The organism is Rhizobium sp. 18055 (assembly GCF_902706285.1).
In the GTDB taxonomy this organism is placed as follows: Bacteria; Pseudomonadota; Alphaproteobacteria; order Rhizobiales; family Rhizobiaceae; genus Rhizobium.
The window spans coordinates 105199-120676 of the sequence record NZ_CACSKD010000006.1; the positions used below are offsets into that span (position 1 = coordinate 105199).

Genomic DNA, 15478 nt, shown 5'->3' on the forward strand with positions numbered 1-15478 from the left:
TTTCTCAGAGGGACCGGAAACATTGGCAGCAACGATCGAACGGCAATGCGAATCGATTTAGACGCAAAATGTCGAGCGGCAGGGCAAGAAGGTGATGAGATTGAATTGTGCCTCCCCGCAAAGCCAATCGGGAAAGTTGGACACTATTGCGACAATTCAAGTCAAGATGTTTCGACATGCCGTGCGCGCACGAAAAATCCGGCGCCTTTCGGACGCCGGATTTGTTTGATTTTGTTGGATTTAAGCGCGGCGCAGCAAGCGCGCCACAAGCGACACAACAAAAAGCACGAGGAAGATAAAGAACAGAACCTGGGCGATCGATGCCGAAGCGCCGGCGATGCCGCCAAACCCCAGAACACCTGCGATCAGCGCCACCACAAGAAATACGAGTGCGTAGTAAAGCATTGTGCCATCTCCTTGGTCGTTGCTGACCAGATAACGGCGGCTCGCCACATTTGTTCCGTCCTGGTGGAGAATGGCTGTCTCGACAACCTATCCGATGATCCCGCAGACCACGGCGGCCAGGAATACGAACGCAGCGACAACCAGCGCTGCATTGACGGCGAGATGAATACGGCTACGGGCCGTCGCCGGCTTCTTCGATCGTGCAGAACCGTACTGGTCCGCATGAGTATGCGAGATACCCAAGTCTGCCATGTTTGCCTCCGCCTGTTTGTTGCTCTTCTATGGAGCTTAGTTTCTTATATAGTCTATCTGGTTGGTAGAGATAAAATTCCACCAGATGCGTTCTGGTGAGAAAATCCATGCTGCCGTCCGAGCTAACAGATCGTGTGCCAAGCCCAGATCAGCGAGCGCTCGACGGCGCTATCCTTGTAGGGGGTATTTTTCTTGGCTTCGGCCTTGCGATTCCGCTTTGCCATTTTGAACAATGCACTTGCGCGCTTCGCGGACTTTGCCGGAGGAGCGAAGTAACCCATGGTCATGCCGCCGAGAAAGAACATGCTCATCTCCATGATCACGAAAGCTAACAGACGTTAACAGGATCATGACAGAAGCAAGGCAGCTGTCAATAGTCTAGTCGATTGGTCGTGTTTTAACGGAGCGTTATTGTTAACGCTCCGCCGATTGTTAAAAGTTTCAATAGCTTGAAAAGGCTGGCCGTTCAGGCTTTCACGAAGCCCTTGCTGGCGATCATTAAACTTCTCGTGTAGTCCTCGTGAACCTCGGCCCTGGCGAGCTCGGAGGCGGTCAGACGTTCAACGACGGCCCCGTTGCGCATCACGGCGAGGTTCTCGCACATATGGGTGATGACACCGAGATCATGGCTGACCATGACGAATGTCAGCTTTCGATCGCGCCGCACCTGCTCCAGGAGGTTCAGCACTTCGGCCTGCACGGAGGCATCGAGCGCCGAGGTGGGCTCGTCGAGCAGGAGGATTGCAGGTTCAACGATCAGTGCGCGGGCGATGGCCACGCGCTGGCGCTGGCCGCCGGAAAGCTGGTGCGGATAGCGGAAACGGAAACCGTTGCCGAGACCGACCTCGTCCAGCGCGCGAGCGATGCGTGTTTCACCATCCGAGATGCCGTGGATTGCCAGCGGTTCCAGCAGCAGGCGGTCGATGGTCTGGCGCGGGTGCAGCGAGCCGTAGGGATCCTGAAAAACCATCTGGACCTTGCGGTAGAAGGCCTTGCTGCGCTTCGAGCCCGTCAATTGTTCGCCATGGATGCTGATGCCTCCGCTCTTCACCGGTGCGAGCCCAGCGACGGCGCGCAACAGGGTCGATTTTCCTGAGCCGGATTCGCCGACGAGGCCGAAGGACTGGCCCTCGGCGATCTCGACGCTGACGTCCTTCAGCGCGTGGAAGTGGTCGTAGATGACGGTGATGTTGTCGATGGAGAGTGCAGCACTCATAGCGCCCACTCCGGCTTGCGATCCAGCACCGGCAGCGGGTGCCTGTTTTCACCGATCAGCGGCATGCAGTTCAAGAGCCCTTGCGTGTAAGGATGCTGTGCGTTTTTCAGCTCGGAAGCCTTCAGTTCCTCGACGACCTTGCCGGCATACATGACGATGACGCGGTCGCAGAAGGAGGAGACGAGGCGCAGGTCGTGGGAGACAAAGATCAGCCCCATGCCGCGATCGGAGACCAGCCGGTCCATGATGCGCAGCACATCGAGCTGGACGGTGACGTCGAGTGCGGAGGTCGGCTCGTCGGCGATCAGCAGTTCCGGATCGGCGATCAGCATCATGGCGATCATGGCGCGCTGCCCCATGCCGCCGGAGACTTCATGCGGATAGAGATCGAAGACGCGTTGCGGCTCGCGGATCTGTACGGCTTCCAGCATGGCGAGCGCCCGGTCGCGGGCCTCGCCCTTGCCGATCTTCTCGTGGGTGCGCAAGGTTTCGCAGATCTGCTTGCCGATGGTCATGACCGGATCGAGCGAATATTTCGGGTCCTGCAGGACCATGGCAATCCGTTTGCCGCGCAGCAGCCGTCGCTGCTTGGGCGAGGCAGACAGCAGGTCCATGCCGTTGAAATCAAGCGTATCGGCGGTGACGACGCCGTGGCCGGGGGTGAGGCCCATGATGGCGCGGCCGGTCTGGGATTTTCCTGAGCCGGATTCGCCGACGATGCCGAGACGTTCCTTGCCGAGCGTGAAGGAGACGCCGCGCACCGCCTCGATGACGCCGGTTCGGGTGGGATAGCTGACCTTGAGGTTCTTGACGGTCAGGAGATCGGTCATTGTCCGCTCTCCTTCGGGTCGAGCGCGTCACGAAGGCCATCGCCGAGCAGGTTGAAGCCGAGGCTGACAACGAGGATGGCGATGCCGGGCATGGCGGCAACCCACCATTGATCGAGGATGAAGCGACGACCCGAGGCAATCATCGCGCCCCATTCCGGCAGCGGTGGCTGGGCACCAAGGCCAAGGAAGCCGAGGCCGGCGGCCGTCAGGATGATGCCGGCCATGTCGAGCGTGACGCGCACGATCAGCGAGGAGATGCAGAGCGGCATGACGTGGCGCACGACGATGCGGAGCGGCGAGGCGCCCATCAGTCTCACGGCAGAGATATAGTCGGAACGACGTACCGTCAGCGTCTCTGCGCGGGCGATGCGGGCGTAGGGCGGCCAGGATGTGATGGCGATGGCGATGATGGCGTTCTGGATACCGGGGCCGAGTGCGGCAACGAAGGCAAGTGCCAGCACCAGCTTCGGGAAGGCGAGGAAGATATCGGTGATGCGCATCAGCACGGCATCGACCCAGCCGCCGGCATAGCCGGAGACCGTGCCGACCAGCAGGCCGATCGGTGCGGAGATGACCGCCACCAGCACCACGACCATCAGCGTCAGCCGCGAGCCGTAGATCAGACGCGAGAAGATATCGCGGCCCTGGTCGTCGGTGCCGAGGATGAAGCCTTCGCTGCCGGGCGGCAGCAGCCGTGAATTGCGGAGGTCACCGATGACGGGAGAATGGGTTGCCAGCACATCGGCGAAGGCTGCCATCAGCAGCAAGGCGATGATGATGACGAGGCCGACGACGGCGAGGCGATTGGCGGTAAACTGCCGCCAGGTGACATAGGCGCGGCCGAGACGGGCCTGGGTGCGCGATTGCGGCCGATCGGAGAGCAGCCAATCGCGGCGGCTCATCGGGGCTGTGGGGTCTGCTTGAATGCTCATCGGCTCCGGGTCCTGGGATCGAGGGTCCGATAAAGAAGATCAGACAAGAGGTTGATGCCGATGAAGACGGTGCCGATGACGATGGTGCCACCGAGAACGGCGTTCATGTCGGCATTCTGCAGCGAATTGGTGATGTAGAGGCCGATGCCGGGCCAGGAGAAGACCGTCTCGGTCAGAACCGAGCCTTCGAGCAGGCCGGCATAGGAGAGCGCGATGACGGTGACCAGCGGCACGGCGGCGTTGCGTAGCGCGTGGCCCCAGATGACGCGCGTTTCCGACAGGCCCTTGGCGCGGGCGGCGACCACATATTCCTGGCTGAGTTCGTTCAGCATGAAGCTGCGGGTCATGCGGCTGATATAGGCGAGCGAGAAGTAGCCGAGCAACGAGGCCGGCAGGATGATGTGGCGGAAGACGTCGTAGAACACGTCCCACTGCCCCTGCATGGCACTGTCGAGCAGGTAGAAGCCGGTGACCGGTGTGAAGCTGTACTCGAAAACGATGTCGATGCGGCCGGGGAAAGCCACCCAGCGCAGCTTGGCATAGAAGATGACCAGCGAGATCAGCGACAGCCAGAAGATCGGCACGGAATAGCCGATCAGGCCGATGACGCGGACGATCTGGTCGACGAAGCTGCCGCGCTTGACGGCCGCAAGCACGCCCAGCGGTACGCCGATCACCGAGCCGATGATGGTGCCGAGTGTGGCAAGCTCGATGGTTGCCGGGAAGACGCGCTTGATATCGACCATCACAGGATTGGTGGTCAGTACCGAGGTGCCGAAATCGCCGGCGAAAATGCCTTTGAGGTAGAGGTAGAACTGCTCGTAGAGCGGCAGATCGAAGCCCATTTCACGGCGCACGCGTTCAACCACATGGGCCGGCGCGCGGTCGCCGAGGATGGCGAGAACCGGATCGATGGGCACGACGCGGCCGATGAAGAATGTCACGGCCAGGAGGCCGAGATAGGTTGTGACGGCGGCAATGATGAAGCGGCCGACAGCCTTGGCGAAAGGAAGAGCACGGCCGGGTTTCGGCCGTGCTTCCGTCTTTGTTTCGACGATGCTCAATCTATCAATCCTGCCGGATCATTCCTTGCCGATCGTGCCGACATAGTTGGTGTCGAAGCTCGGCCCGAGCTTGAAGTTGGTCACACCCTTGCGGTAGCCGGCGACTTCGGTCTGCTGGAAGATGAACACGAACGGGCTGTTGGCCAGGTACTTCTTCTGAATGTCCTGGTACATCGCCGCACGCTTGGCACTGTCACGCTCAAGCAGGGCAGCCTTGGCTTCCTTGTCCAGCTCAGGCGCTTCGAAGGTGTTGCGCCATGCGAGTGTCTTCACCGTGCCGGCGTCCGAGTTGTCGGGGTTGCTGGTGAAGGTGTCGGCATTGGAGTTCGGGTCGAAATAGTCCGAGCCCCACTGGCCGATGTAGATATCGTGCGTGCGGGCGCGGAACTTGGTCAGCGTCTGCTTGCCGTCGCCCGGGATGATGTCCATCTTGATGCCGGCCTGTGCGACCGACTGCTGGATGGATTCGGCAATGCCGGTCACCGGCTGGGTGTTACGGACGTCGATGGTGACAGAGAAGCCGTCCTTCAGGCCTGCCTTGGCGAGCAGTTCCTTGGCCTTGGCAACGTCGAGCTTGTAGGGGTTCTCGTCGAGTGCGCCGAGCTGGCCCTTCGGCAGGAAGGTCTGGTGGATCTCGCCGATGCCCTTGATCAGCGTTGCGCCGATCGCGTCGTAATCGACCAGGTATTTGAAGGCTTCCTGGACTTCCGGCTTCTTCAGGTTCTCGTTCTTGGAGTTGAGGCTGATGAAGTAGACGGTGCCCTTCGGCGCGCTTTCGCTGGCGAGATCGGCATTCTTGGCAACGGCGTCGAGGTCGCCGGGCTCGAGGTTGCGGGCAATGTCGATATCGCCGGCTTCAAGCGCCAGGCGCTGGGCCGAGCTTTCCTTCATGAAGCGGTAGATGACGCGGTTGAGTTTGGCCTTGTCGCCATAGTAGTTGTCGTTGCGCTCGAGCACGACCACTTCGTTGGCGCGCCATTCGCGCAGCTTGAAGGCGCCGGAGCCGGCATAGCCGGTCTTCAGCCATTCATTGCCGAAATCATTGTCGTACTTGTAGTCGGCAGATGGCGTCACCGGCTTGACGTGGTCGAGAACCAGCTTCTTGTCGACGACGGAAGCGACCGTTGCCGTCAGGCAGTTCAGCACGAAGCTCGGCGCGTAAGGCTTGTCGACCGTGAAGGTGAAGGTGCTTTCGTCGGTTGCCTTGGCCTTTTCGGTGACATTGTCGCCGGTGATGCCGAACTGGGTGATGATGAAGGCCGGGCTCTTGTCGAGCTTGACGGCACGCTCAAACGACCATGCGACGTCTTCGGCGGTGATCGGGTTGCCGGAGGCGAACTTCATGCCGGACTTCAGCTTGAAGGTATAGGTCAGGCCGTCGTCGGACACCGTCCAGCTGTCGGCGAGGTCACCCTTGACCTTCGACGTGTCGGTCATGTCGAGGCGCACGAGCAGGCTGTAGGTGTTGCTGGTGACTTCGGCGGTCGACAGCTCGAAGGCTTCGCCCGGGTCCATGGTGATGATGTCGTCGATGGCGAAGCCTTCGACGAGCGTGTCCTTCGGGGTTTCAGCGAAGGCGGCAGGTGCTGCCATCATCAGGATGGAAATTGCGGCGCCGGCAGAGAGCGCGCGGAAATTGCGGTTAAATTTATTCATCGTCATAATTCTGGTCCCCTGTTCATTTTTTGAATTTGATCGAAGCACGTCAGCAGTCTCAGGCGCCCTCTTCTCCCCACGCCGAAGACAGGATTCGAAGCCAGTTTTCGCTGGCCATTTTTTCAAGATCCGCGCCACCATATCCAGCACCTCGAAGTGCATCAATCAGCTTCTGGTTGCCGGCAGCGTCGCCGATCTCGTCAGGGATGGTAGCGCCATCGAAATCCGATCCAAGCGCCACGCAATCGATGCCGACGCGTTCCACGAGGTAATCGATATGGCGGATCATGTCGCTCAGCGGCGTGTTGCCATCGGAGCGGGCGTCGTCGCGCAGCATGGCCGTCGCGTAGTTCAGGCCGACGAGGCCGCGGCTTTCCTTGATCGCGTCGAGCTGCTTGTCGGTCAGGTTGCGCGCTACGGCTGTCAGTGCGTGGGCGTTGGAGTGGCTTGCGACCAGCGGCTGATCGGTGGTCCTGGCCACGTCCCAGAAGCCCTTCTCGGTGATGTGAGCGAGATCGAGCATGATGCCGAGGCGGTTGCACTCGCGCACCAGTTCGAAGCCGGCGTCGGTCAGGCCAAGACCGGTGTCCGGCGACATCGGAAACGCGAAAGGAACGCCATGGCCGAAGATATTGTGCCGGCTCCAGACCGGGCCGAGCGAACGCAGGCCGGCCGCGTAGAAGACTTCGAGTGCCGCCAGATCAGCGCCAATCGCTTCGCAGCCTTCCATGTGCATGACAGCGGCGAACACGCCGTCTGATATGGCCTTGCGAATATCCTTCACCGTCCGGCAAAGCCGCCAGGCGCCGGCGCGATCAAGCCGAAGGGCGATGGCGGCCATTTCATTGGCGATCCGCAGCGATGGCAGCGGATCGAGCGGGGCTGCGAGCGCGGTGAGGTAGTGGCCGTTCTTGTCGGGATCGGCGAAGACCAGATCGCCCGACGGGATGTAGATCGCGCAGAGGCCGCCAACGAGACCGCCAGCCTTGGCGCGGGGCGCGTCGATGTGGCCCGTCTCAATTCCGTTTGCGAACTCGGCGACGGGATCGCCGCCCTCCCGCTCATTTGACCAAAGCCGGAGAAGAACGTCGTTGTGACCGTCGAATACGAATTGCATGTCAGTTCCTGTGAGCCCGGTTCCTGTGAGCACGGGCGGGCGATATGAAGCGGGCAGAATAGAAAGGCTGGGAAAATACGCCACCCCTTTTTTGAGAATATTTCTGATTGCAGCCGGGTGGTTAACGCGTCTGCAATTCCCGGCCGTTGACGAGCCAATGCGCTTTGGCAATAAACGCAGCCGAAGCGGCCCGGCCCGATGAAAACAGCTTTTGTGCTGACTATATCATGCCGCAGAAAAGGCAGCCGATCGGTTGCCTCTGGTGGAGAGCGTGATGTCTATTTCAATGTATCGCCTGACAGTTCCTGTGTTTCAGCGTGGCTTGACCACGTTGAGTGCTTATCTCGACAAGGCCGAGAAATTTGCCGCCGAGAAAGCGATCGATCCGGTGGAACTGGTCGCGACGCGGCTGGCACCCGATATGCTGCCGTTGTCCGGCCAGTACCAGCGTGCGACCGACAGCGCCAAGCTCGCCGTTGCGCGGCTGACCGGGTCCGAGGCTCCGAAATTCGAGGACAACGAGACGACGATTGCCGAGCTTCGCGCACGGGTGGCGAAGACGGAAGCCTATCTGGCGACCGTTGCAACAGAGGCATTTGAGAATGCCGAGACGCGCGAGGTGATCATTTCGTCCGGCGGCAACAAGGTGGTGTTCCGCGGTGACGACTATGTGATGAACTTCGCGCTGCCGAATTTCTATTTCCACGTTTCGATGGCGCACGCGATCCTGCGCAATCGGGGTGCGCCGGTCGGCAAGCTGGATTATCTCGGCAGCTTTTCCTGAGGCTCTTCAGGGCCGGTAACGCACCGGCCCTTTTTCCGTCAGTTCGGTATAGGCAAGCGTCTGGTCGAGATGGCGTGCGCGCAGAGACAGCAGCTTCTCCGCATAGGCAAGCCGGGTTGATGCGTGCGCCGGCTCCTCAGCGATGTTTTGAAGCTCCATCGGGTCGTTCTTCAGATTGAAGAGCAGCGGCGGCAGCCCGTTAAAATGCACGAATTTGAAGTTCTCATCCCTGATAACGGCGAGATTGCATGCGTTTGATCGCAGGCCGAAATGGCGTTCGGCTCGTTGATTGGCGATATCGCGGAAGTCGAACTCCCAGAATACTGCATCCCGCCAGTTCGCTGGCTTGATGCCCTGCGTGAACGGCAGCAGAGACCGGCCATCGAGCCCGTTGCCCGGTTCGATGTTCAGGCGATCGCAGAGCGTCGGAAAAATATCCGCGGCACTGGTGAACTGCTGCGCGGTCGTTCCGTGTGACGACGATTGCGGATCGCGGATGATCAGCGGGATATGGTAGCTCCCGTCGAAGAAGCCGCCCTTTCCGAACGTCCAGTGATCGCCAGCCATCTCTGCATGGTCAGAGGTGAAGACGATGACGGTGTCTTCCCAGGCGCCGGCTTCCTTCAGCGCCTGCCAGATCCGGCCAAGCTGGGCGTCCACCTCGGCGATCATTCCATAGTAGATGGCGCGGATGGCGGAGATGTCGTCGGCACTCCAGTCGCTCACCGGGCCGGTCGCGCCGTGGATGAAGCTGCGCTTGTCGTTCGAAGGCATGGCATAGGAGACATAGGGATGCGACTGCGCCTCGGCCTCACGACTTTCTGCACGCGCGAATCGAGGGCCATCGGCCGGTGCGACCATATCGTTGAACGGGGCCGGGGCTGAAAATGGCGGATGCGGACGAAGGAAGGACACATGCGCGAACCATGGCGAATCCTGCTCGCCGAGCCAGCGGATGAATTCGCCCGTCAGGAAAGCCGTTTGCGTTTCGTCCTTCGAATAGGCGGTCGGTGCATTGGAGATCTTGCCGGGCTCCGCGCCGACGGGCGTGTGGATATCCCGGCTGGTGGCGTTTTCATGGCCGCGAGCGCGCAACCAGGACAGCCACTGCTTTTCATGCTCGGGCAACAATTGTCTGGCGGTGAAGCCCGGCAGCAGGCCCTCATAAGTGGCCAGGTGCGGGTCGTTGGGATCGAGGCCACGCGGGTCGGGCGCGGTATCCGTGTAGCCGAACAATGTCGGTTCGTAGCCGGCGCGCCGAGCCGCCAGGGCAAGGTTGTCGAAGCGGGCATCCAGCGGCGAGCCGTTGCGGCAGACCCGGTGGTTCATCTGGTAGAGGCCGGTGTATAGCGTGGCGCGCGCCGGCGAACAGGGCGCAGCACCGGCATAGTGGCGGGCAAATAGCGTGCCTTCGGAGGCCAGCGCATCGACATTCGGCGTCGTGACGCAGGGATGGCCGACCGCTGAGAGGCAATCACCGCGCCACTGGTCCGCGGTGATCAGGAGGATGTTCGGTTTCCCCGGCATAGGTTCCGTCGCTCAGTGATGGTTGGATTTCGAGTGCCAGTTCCATGCCGAGCTGATGATCTGGGAAAGATCATGCTGCGGCACCCAGCCAAGAACTTCGCGGGCCTTGTCGTTGTTGGCAACGAGTGTGTGCGAATCACCCTCGCGGCGACCGACATATTCGACCGGGAATGGCTTTGCCGAGACGTCCTCGATGGTCGATAGCAGTTCCTTGACCGTGGTGCCGGTGCCGGTGCCGAGATTGAGAGCGACGGACTCCCCGCCCCGCAGAAGATATTCAACGGCGCGTACATGGGCGTCGGCAAGGTCGAGGACATGGATGTAATCGCGCACGCAGGTGCCGTCACGCGTCTCGTAGTCGCTGCCGAACACCTTGAAGCCCTCGCGCCGGCCAAGGGCGGCGTCGATCGCAAGCGGGATGGCATGGGTTTCAGGCTGGTGCCACTCGCCGATGCGGCCTTCGAAGTCGGCACCGGCGGCGTTGAAGTAGCGCAGCACCACCGAGCGGAAGCCTGTGTACTTGTCGTAGTCGGCGAGCGCCTGCTCGACGATATACTTGGTCTGGCCGTAGGGATTGATCGGCACCTGCCGGTGTGTTTCGTCCAGCGGTACGCTCTGCGGCAGGCCATAGGTCGCGCAGGTGGAGGAGAAGACGAAGGCCTTGATGCCGGCTGCCTGTGCGGCGGCCAGCAGGGTCAGCGTGCCGATAACGTTGTTCTCATAAAAGGCGACCGGGTCCTTCACCGATTCGCCAACTTCGATCAGGGCCGCGAAATGCAGGATGGCTGCGGGCTTGTGCTTGGCCAGAACCTCGTCCAGCCGCGCGCGGTCCTTGATGTCGCCTTCTTCTGCCGGGCCCCATTGCACGAACTCGCGGTGGCCATTTGAGAAGTTGTCGAAAACGACGGGCTTGAAGCCCTTGTTCGCGAGATCGAGACACGTATGCGAGCCGATATATCCGGCACCACCCACGACGAGAACCGTTTCACCTGCCATGCACCACCTTCTGTAGTTTGGAATCGATGACGATAGAGTTAGGCCAACCGGATGGCGATAAAAAGAAGGAAATGGATGGCCGGCGGCTTTGATTGCATCTTATCGCCAACGCAATTAGCGAATTGCCGTGCCACAAGTACGACGATCGCCAATTGTCTTATATCTGCAGGAGTCGCATAACGAAATATTGCTTCCATGAGAATATCTTGCTGGATGCATCATGGATAGGAAATGATCTCATCAAAGATACTGCCTTATTTTAGCTTTCATGCATGGTCTATGCTTTTCTTTCACGTCGGATCTGGCAAATCACTGTGAATAGAACGCAGCAAAGACTTGGAAAATAACCACGCATGGACGCAAATATTCTGAAGTTCATCTTTCACGATCTTCAAACGATCGAGGGATATATAGATCCTCCGGATGCGCTCGTTTTTCTTGCCCTCCTGCAGTATCAGGCTTCCGTGGGCTTTGAAGGTACCGTCGCCGAAATCGGCGTCTACTATGGGCGCTCCTATTTTCTCTTCAGGCGCATCTGCGGCGACCAGGAGCGGATCGTTGCCATCGATCTGTTCGACATCGACAGCGCTTCCAAAGGAAGCGAACAATACCTGAAGTTTGTCGAGAACGGCCGGCGTCTTGGTCTTCCGGTCCAGGAAAATCTGGTCATCAAAGGCGACAGCACGCTGTTGAAGGCGGCAGATATCTCAGCCAAGGCCGGGCTTGTCCGTTTCTTCAGCATCGACGGAGGCCACATGCTTCACCATGTGATCTCCGATACGCATCTGGCCGCGGATACGCTTGCCGACCACGGGATCATTGCATTCGACGACACATTCAATCCCACCTGGCCGGAAGTGACGGTTGGCGTCGGTGATTTCCTGCGTGAGCAGGAAGGCGCATATGCGGTCTTCTGCATCACCAAATATAAGACTTATGTCTGCCGCCAAGCGTTTCACGCCGGCTATTCTGCCGCGATCGCTGCATCGGCGGATCTTTCGGCGTTCGGTCACGTCGAAACCGAGTTCCTCGGTTCAAAGGCGACGCGGCTGGAAAATCCGATGCGGCGGCGGCTTGTCCATCAACTGCTGGTTCGCAGTGGCATGAGCATTTTCGCGGAGAGAGCTTATCGCTAGACCGGTTGCGATGGTCATCAGCAAAGGCGGAAAAGTGCCTCGCCGAAGCGAGGCTAGTCCAAGGTCGCTTCGGGGAAAACAAGAAGCGACGCGGTTGTTCTATGGATGCCTTATGTTTCCGCAAGCGCAGATTCGGTCATTTGGGTACGCCTGGCGCAAACAGCTAGGGCCTGTTGCCGTTCAGACGTTGGACAAGTGTGCGGCCACGGCGAAGCGCCGTCAGCGCGGTGCCGATTGCGATCACCCATAGAGCAACAGTCAGGATCTCATTGCGTCCGTTCCATAGCGGCTCGAATATCGAGAACGCAGCGGCGACCGTGATCGTTGCCATGCGATGCTGCTTGGCCATCGGGCCGGAAAAGTCACTCGGCTGGCCGGCGGCGCGGCCGAGTTCGCGAACATAAGCCGTCAGCACGGCGAACGATGCAGCTGCCCAGCCAAGACCCGGCAAGCCGATGCCGGCCCCTGCCCCGACGAGGATGAGAATGTCGGCGACGCGATCAGGAAATTCGTTCCAGAAAGGTCCGTCGGCAGCGCCTTTTCCGCCTTCGACCGCGACCATGCCGTCAAAGAGATTGCAAAGCAGCCGCAACTGGCAAAAGGCGGCGGCCAGCAAGAGGAAAACCACCCTACCCCAGCCGGTGCCTTGTCCCGACAGAAAGAAGGCGGCGCCGGCCAGTGCAGCGGCGACCATGCTTGCCTGCGATATGTGATTGGGCGTGACGGATTTCGATGCCAGCCATTGGGCGATCGAACGCGCCCAACGCGTGTTGCGGCTTGCCAGTGGCCTGCGGTCGCCGGATTCAATCATGCCCGATCTCCCTTCCGGTACAGAGAATAATTGTAGATTGCCGCGTAGCTGGTGGAAACGGCCAAAGGCAGCGCGATCGTCTTCGCAATCTCAGGTGTGCCGCTCAAGGCATGAATTGTCGCCAGGATGGCGCTTGAGGCGATGCAGGCGAGGAGCGGTGGAGCCCAGAGTGCCGTTGGTCCGCAAAAGCGCGCCGAAAGCCGTTCGACGGCCGTTTTCAGGAATAGCGTCAGGCAGGCAGACAAGGTGCCCTGGACGAGGCCTGCCAGCAGGGCTCGGGGCAACGGATAAACGCGGTTCGCAAACACGGCCCAGCTGCCCATCGCGATGAAAGCGAATGCGACATGCGTGATGCTGCTGCCTGCCAAGCGCTGCAGCCGGGTTTTCATGCCGCCGTCCACCAGTAGCGGACGAGATGGAAGAAGATCGGCGCTGAAAACACGACCGAATCCAGCCGGTCGATCAGTCCGCCATGCCCTTCGATGAGGTTGCCCCAGTCCTTGACGCCGCGGTCGCGCTTGATCGCCGACATCACGAGGCCACCGAAGAAGCCCATCATGGTGATGATGAAGGCGAGCAGGCCCGCCTGGAATGGCGTGAACGGCGTGATCCACCAGAGGCCTGCGCCGATCAGTGTGGCGCTGGCAACGCCGCCGACAAAGCCTTCGACGGTCTTGGAGGGCGACAGCTTCGGGGCAATCTTGGTGCGGCCGAACAGCTTGCCCCAGACATATTGGAGAACATCGCTCAGCTGCACGATGATGACCAGGAAGGCGATCAGCAGGACATTGCGGCCTTCATAGCCCGGAATATGGAGCGTCAGCAGGGCCGGTACGTGCGAAGCGCAGAAGACGCAGATCATCAACGCCCATTGCACTTCGGCGATCCGGTCGAGAAAGCGCTCGGTGTCGCCGCGCAGCACCGAGATGATCGGCATCAGCAGGAAGGCATAAACAGGGATAAAGATCGAGAAGATGCCGTATTGCTCTGCCCAGAGCAGAAAATATTGTAGCGGCAGCACGATGAAGAAGGCGGTGGCAAGCGCCCAGTGATCGGCACGCTTGGTGTGGGTCAGTGTGATGAACTCTCGAAGCGCTGCGAAGGAGCAGAAGCCGAAGAGGACGAGCACACCGATCCGGCCGGCCAGGAAGGCGATGCCGATCAGGATCACCATCACCCACCATGCCTTGATGCGCGCGTTGAGATTTTCGATCGAGGCGTTCGAACCATCCGGCGATAGTCGCCGTTCCAGGATGTAGCCGATCACGGATGCCAGGAGGAGAACCGCGAGGATGCCGAGCACAAGGGTCCAGAGATCGGAGTTGGCCGCGCTCATTCGCTACCGCCTGCCTGTTTGGGGGATAGGTCGAGAAGTGCAGTCCTTGCCCGGTCGAGAAAGACCTGCTTGTCCTCGCCCATGTGCATCTGCATCGGTTCGCCGAAGGTCACCGTGCAGATCAGCGGGATCGGGACGATTTCGCCCTTGGGCATGACGCGGTTGAGGTTGTTGATCCACACCGGCACGAGGCGAACGTTCGGCCGCGCCGATGCGAGATGGAAGACGCCGCTCTTGAAGGGCAGCAACGATGCATCCGTCTGGTTGCGAGTGCCCTCCGGGAAGAGGATCAGCGAGGAGCCGGCATCCAGGGCGCTGGCCATGATTTCGATCGGGTCGCTGGTTCGCCTGTCACGCTCGCGCTCGATCAGAACAGCGTCGAACACATCGCGGCCGATGAAGCGGCTGATCGGCGATTTCAGCCAGTATTCCGCACCGGCAACGGGGCGGGCCGATTGGCGCAGCCGCGGCGGCAGCACGGCCCAGACCAGGATGAAGTCGCCATGACTGGAGTGGTTGGCGAAATAGATGCAGGGCTCGGATGGGACGCCTTGGCTCGGCCAGATTGCCCGCACGGCGGTGATGGCGCGTGCGAACAGAACGATCGCCGTCGCCACAGGTGTCGCGAGCATCTTTCGCAGCAAACTGGTTCCCCCTATCCGCCCCACGCAGATACTCAATGTGTAGCCTTGTTCGCAGCCGATCAAAAGCCCCCCGGTTTTCAGGGAGCTGTAGATGTCGGCCCGAGCAGGCCCGGCACAAGCTGGCTGAGGGAGGGAGGAAAACGTTAACTATGCTTCGGTAGGAATGATGTCGAACACAACGGAACGAATCGATGTCGGTAAACACCAGCAAGAGTTTGAAGGCCATGACCACAAGTGAAATAGTGCTTTTTCCTGTGGCCTCGCGTGCTGGCGATATCGATCGCAGCGCGGCCGAACTCGAGCGTCTCCACGGTGCCGATGCCGTTCAATATTGGAAGACCGAATGCCGGCGTCTGGCCAATGAGCTGACATCGCTTGGCATTTCCGAGGATGACGTGCGCGAGCAGGTGATGATTTTTCAGGCCGAGGTTCAGCAGGCGCTGATGCAGCGTTCCCAGTCGCGCGCCATTTCCCAGAGCCGCAGCGGTCGCGCGCTGAAGCGCTAGTCTAACCGGCGGCTTACCACTTCCTCGAGCACAGACGTCATTTTCGAATGAAAATGTCGCGTCGGTGCTCGATTTTTTTCCTTTCCTGCAACAGATAGTCCTTCTTGGTTCGGAAACTCCGGTTGCCAGGTGGTAGTGTCTTTGCGTCGCGCAGGTGATCCGAGAGGATACACGCGCGACGATACTGCCGTGATGCTGTCTTGGGAGGAGAGCAGATGCAGGAAGACAATGCGTCGCGCGACGACGCTTGCCCTGGCAACGGCCTT

General features: G+C 60.2%; 18 protein-coding genes. 3 read left to right on the top strand and 15 right to left on the bottom strand.

Translation table 11 applies throughout. From position 1 onward, the window contains the following. Positions 1–240: 240 nt before the first annotated feature. The 9 genes from GVL52_RS12830 to GVL52_RS12865 form a co-directional block, all read right to left on the bottom strand. Entirely contained in the window at positions 241–405 is a 165-nt protein-coding gene (locus GVL52_RS12830; protein ID WP_160007601.1) for a DUF1328 domain-containing protein, read from the bottom strand. Between the two features lie 87 nt (positions 406–492). Next, positions 493–657, bottom strand: coding sequence for a hypothetical protein (locus GVL52_RS30395; RefSeq protein ID WP_200847810.1), 165 nt, complete (start codon positions 655–657; stop codon positions 493–495). Positions 658–779: 122 nt separating this feature from the next. Next, a complete protein-coding gene (locus GVL52_RS12835) occupies positions 780–962 on the bottom strand; it encodes a hypothetical protein (RefSeq protein ID WP_160007603.1) in 183 nt (60 codons plus the stop codon). Positions 963–1123: 161 nt separating this feature from the next. Next, on the bottom strand, positions 1124–1873 hold the full coding sequence (locus GVL52_RS12840) for an ABC transporter ATP-binding protein (protein WP_160007605.1): 750 nt from the start codon (positions 1871–1873) through the stop codon (positions 1124–1126). Continuing rightward, complete coding sequence (locus GVL52_RS12845; RefSeq protein ID WP_160007607.1) at positions 1870–2703, bottom strand: ABC transporter ATP-binding protein; 834 nt, start codon at positions 2701–2703, stop codon at positions 1870–1872. The genes GVL52_RS12840 and GVL52_RS12845 overlap by 4 nt, the downstream gene beginning before the upstream one ends. Next, positions 2700–3635: an ABC transporter permease gene (locus GVL52_RS12850; RefSeq protein ID WP_160007609.1), complete on the bottom strand. Its 936-nt coding sequence runs from the start codon at positions 3633–3635 to the stop codon at positions 2700–2702. The genes GVL52_RS12845 and GVL52_RS12850 overlap by 4 nt, the downstream gene beginning before the upstream one ends. Then, positions 3632–4699, bottom strand: a complete 1068-nt coding sequence (locus GVL52_RS12855) for an ABC transporter permease (RefSeq protein ID WP_160007611.1) — start codon at positions 4697–4699, stop codon at positions 3632–3634. Before GVL52_RS12855 ends, GVL52_RS12850 begins: the two co-directional genes overlap by 4 nt. 18 nt (positions 4700–4717) lie before the next feature. Then, positions 4718–6361 carry an ABC transporter substrate-binding protein gene (locus GVL52_RS12860; protein WP_160007613.1) on the bottom strand — a complete coding sequence of 548 codons (1644 nt, stop codon included), beginning with the start codon at positions 6359–6361 and terminating at the stop codon, positions 4718–4720. A gap of 52 nt (positions 6362–6413) precedes the next feature. Then, positions 6414–7472, bottom strand: coding sequence for a dipeptidase (locus tag GVL52_RS12865; protein WP_160007615.1), 1059 nt, complete (start codon positions 7470–7472; stop codon positions 6414–6416). Positions 7473–7746: 274 nt separating this feature from the next. Between GVL52_RS12865 and GVL52_RS12870 the strand changes: the two genes are divergently transcribed. Next, complete coding sequence (locus GVL52_RS12870) at positions 7747–8256, top strand: DUF1993 family protein (RefSeq protein WP_160007617.1); 510 nt, start codon at positions 7747–7749, stop codon at positions 8254–8256. A 6-nt stretch (positions 8257–8262) separates the two neighbouring features. Here GVL52_RS12870 and GVL52_RS12875 read toward each other — a convergent pair whose 3' ends face one another. Together GVL52_RS12875 and galE are read right to left on the bottom strand one after the other, a co-directional pair. After that, the gene (locus tag GVL52_RS12875) at positions 8263–9783 is read right to left on the bottom strand and encodes an alkaline phosphatase family protein (RefSeq protein ID WP_160007619.1); all 1521 of its coding nucleotides are present in this window, start codon (positions 9781–9783) and stop codon (positions 8263–8265) included. Between the two features lie 12 nt (positions 9784–9795). Further along, positions 9796–10779, bottom strand: a complete 984-nt coding sequence (gene galE, locus GVL52_RS12880) for a UDP-glucose 4-epimerase GalE (RefSeq protein WP_160007621.1) — start codon at positions 10777–10779, stop codon at positions 9796–9798. Positions 10780–11132: 353 nt separating this feature from the next. Between galE and GVL52_RS12885 the strand changes: the two genes are divergently transcribed. After that, positions 11133–11915, top strand: a complete 783-nt coding sequence (locus GVL52_RS12885; protein WP_160007623.1) for a class I SAM-dependent methyltransferase — start codon at positions 11133–11135, stop codon at positions 11913–11915. A 163-nt stretch (positions 11916–12078) separates the two neighbouring features. On the opposite strand, the gene GVL52_RS12890 is transcribed toward GVL52_RS12885, so the two are convergent. From GVL52_RS12890 to GVL52_RS12905, 4 genes are read right to left on the bottom strand one after another with little or no spacing between them, the layout of a single operon-like run. Further along, positions 12079–12726, bottom strand: a complete 648-nt coding sequence (locus GVL52_RS12890; RefSeq protein ID WP_160007625.1) for a CDP-alcohol phosphatidyltransferase family protein — start codon at positions 12724–12726, stop codon at positions 12079–12081. After that, positions 12723–13115 (bottom strand): hypothetical protein, encoded by a 393-nt coding sequence (locus GVL52_RS12895; protein WP_160007627.1) that lies wholly within the window; start codon positions 13113–13115, stop codon positions 12723–12725. Before GVL52_RS12895 ends, GVL52_RS12890 begins: the two co-directional genes overlap by 4 nt. After that, a complete protein-coding gene (locus tag GVL52_RS12900) occupies positions 13112–14062 on the bottom strand; it encodes a phosphatidate cytidylyltransferase (RefSeq protein ID WP_160007629.1) in 951 nt (316 codons plus the stop codon). The genes GVL52_RS12895 and GVL52_RS12900 overlap by 4 nt, the downstream gene beginning before the upstream one ends. Then, on the bottom strand, positions 14059–14694 hold the full coding sequence (locus GVL52_RS12905) for a lysophospholipid acyltransferase family protein (RefSeq protein WP_160007962.1): 636 nt from the start codon (positions 14692–14694) through the stop codon (positions 14059–14061). The genes GVL52_RS12900 and GVL52_RS12905 overlap by 4 nt, the downstream gene beginning before the upstream one ends. A gap of 203 nt (positions 14695–14897) precedes the next feature. On the opposite strand from GVL52_RS12905, the gene GVL52_RS12910 reads away from it, so the two are divergent. Beyond that, positions 14898–15212, top strand: coding sequence for a DUF6074 family protein (locus tag GVL52_RS12910; protein ID WP_160007631.1), 315 nt, complete (start codon positions 14898–14900; stop codon positions 15210–15212). The last annotated feature ends 266 nt before the right edge of the window (positions 15213–15478 follow it).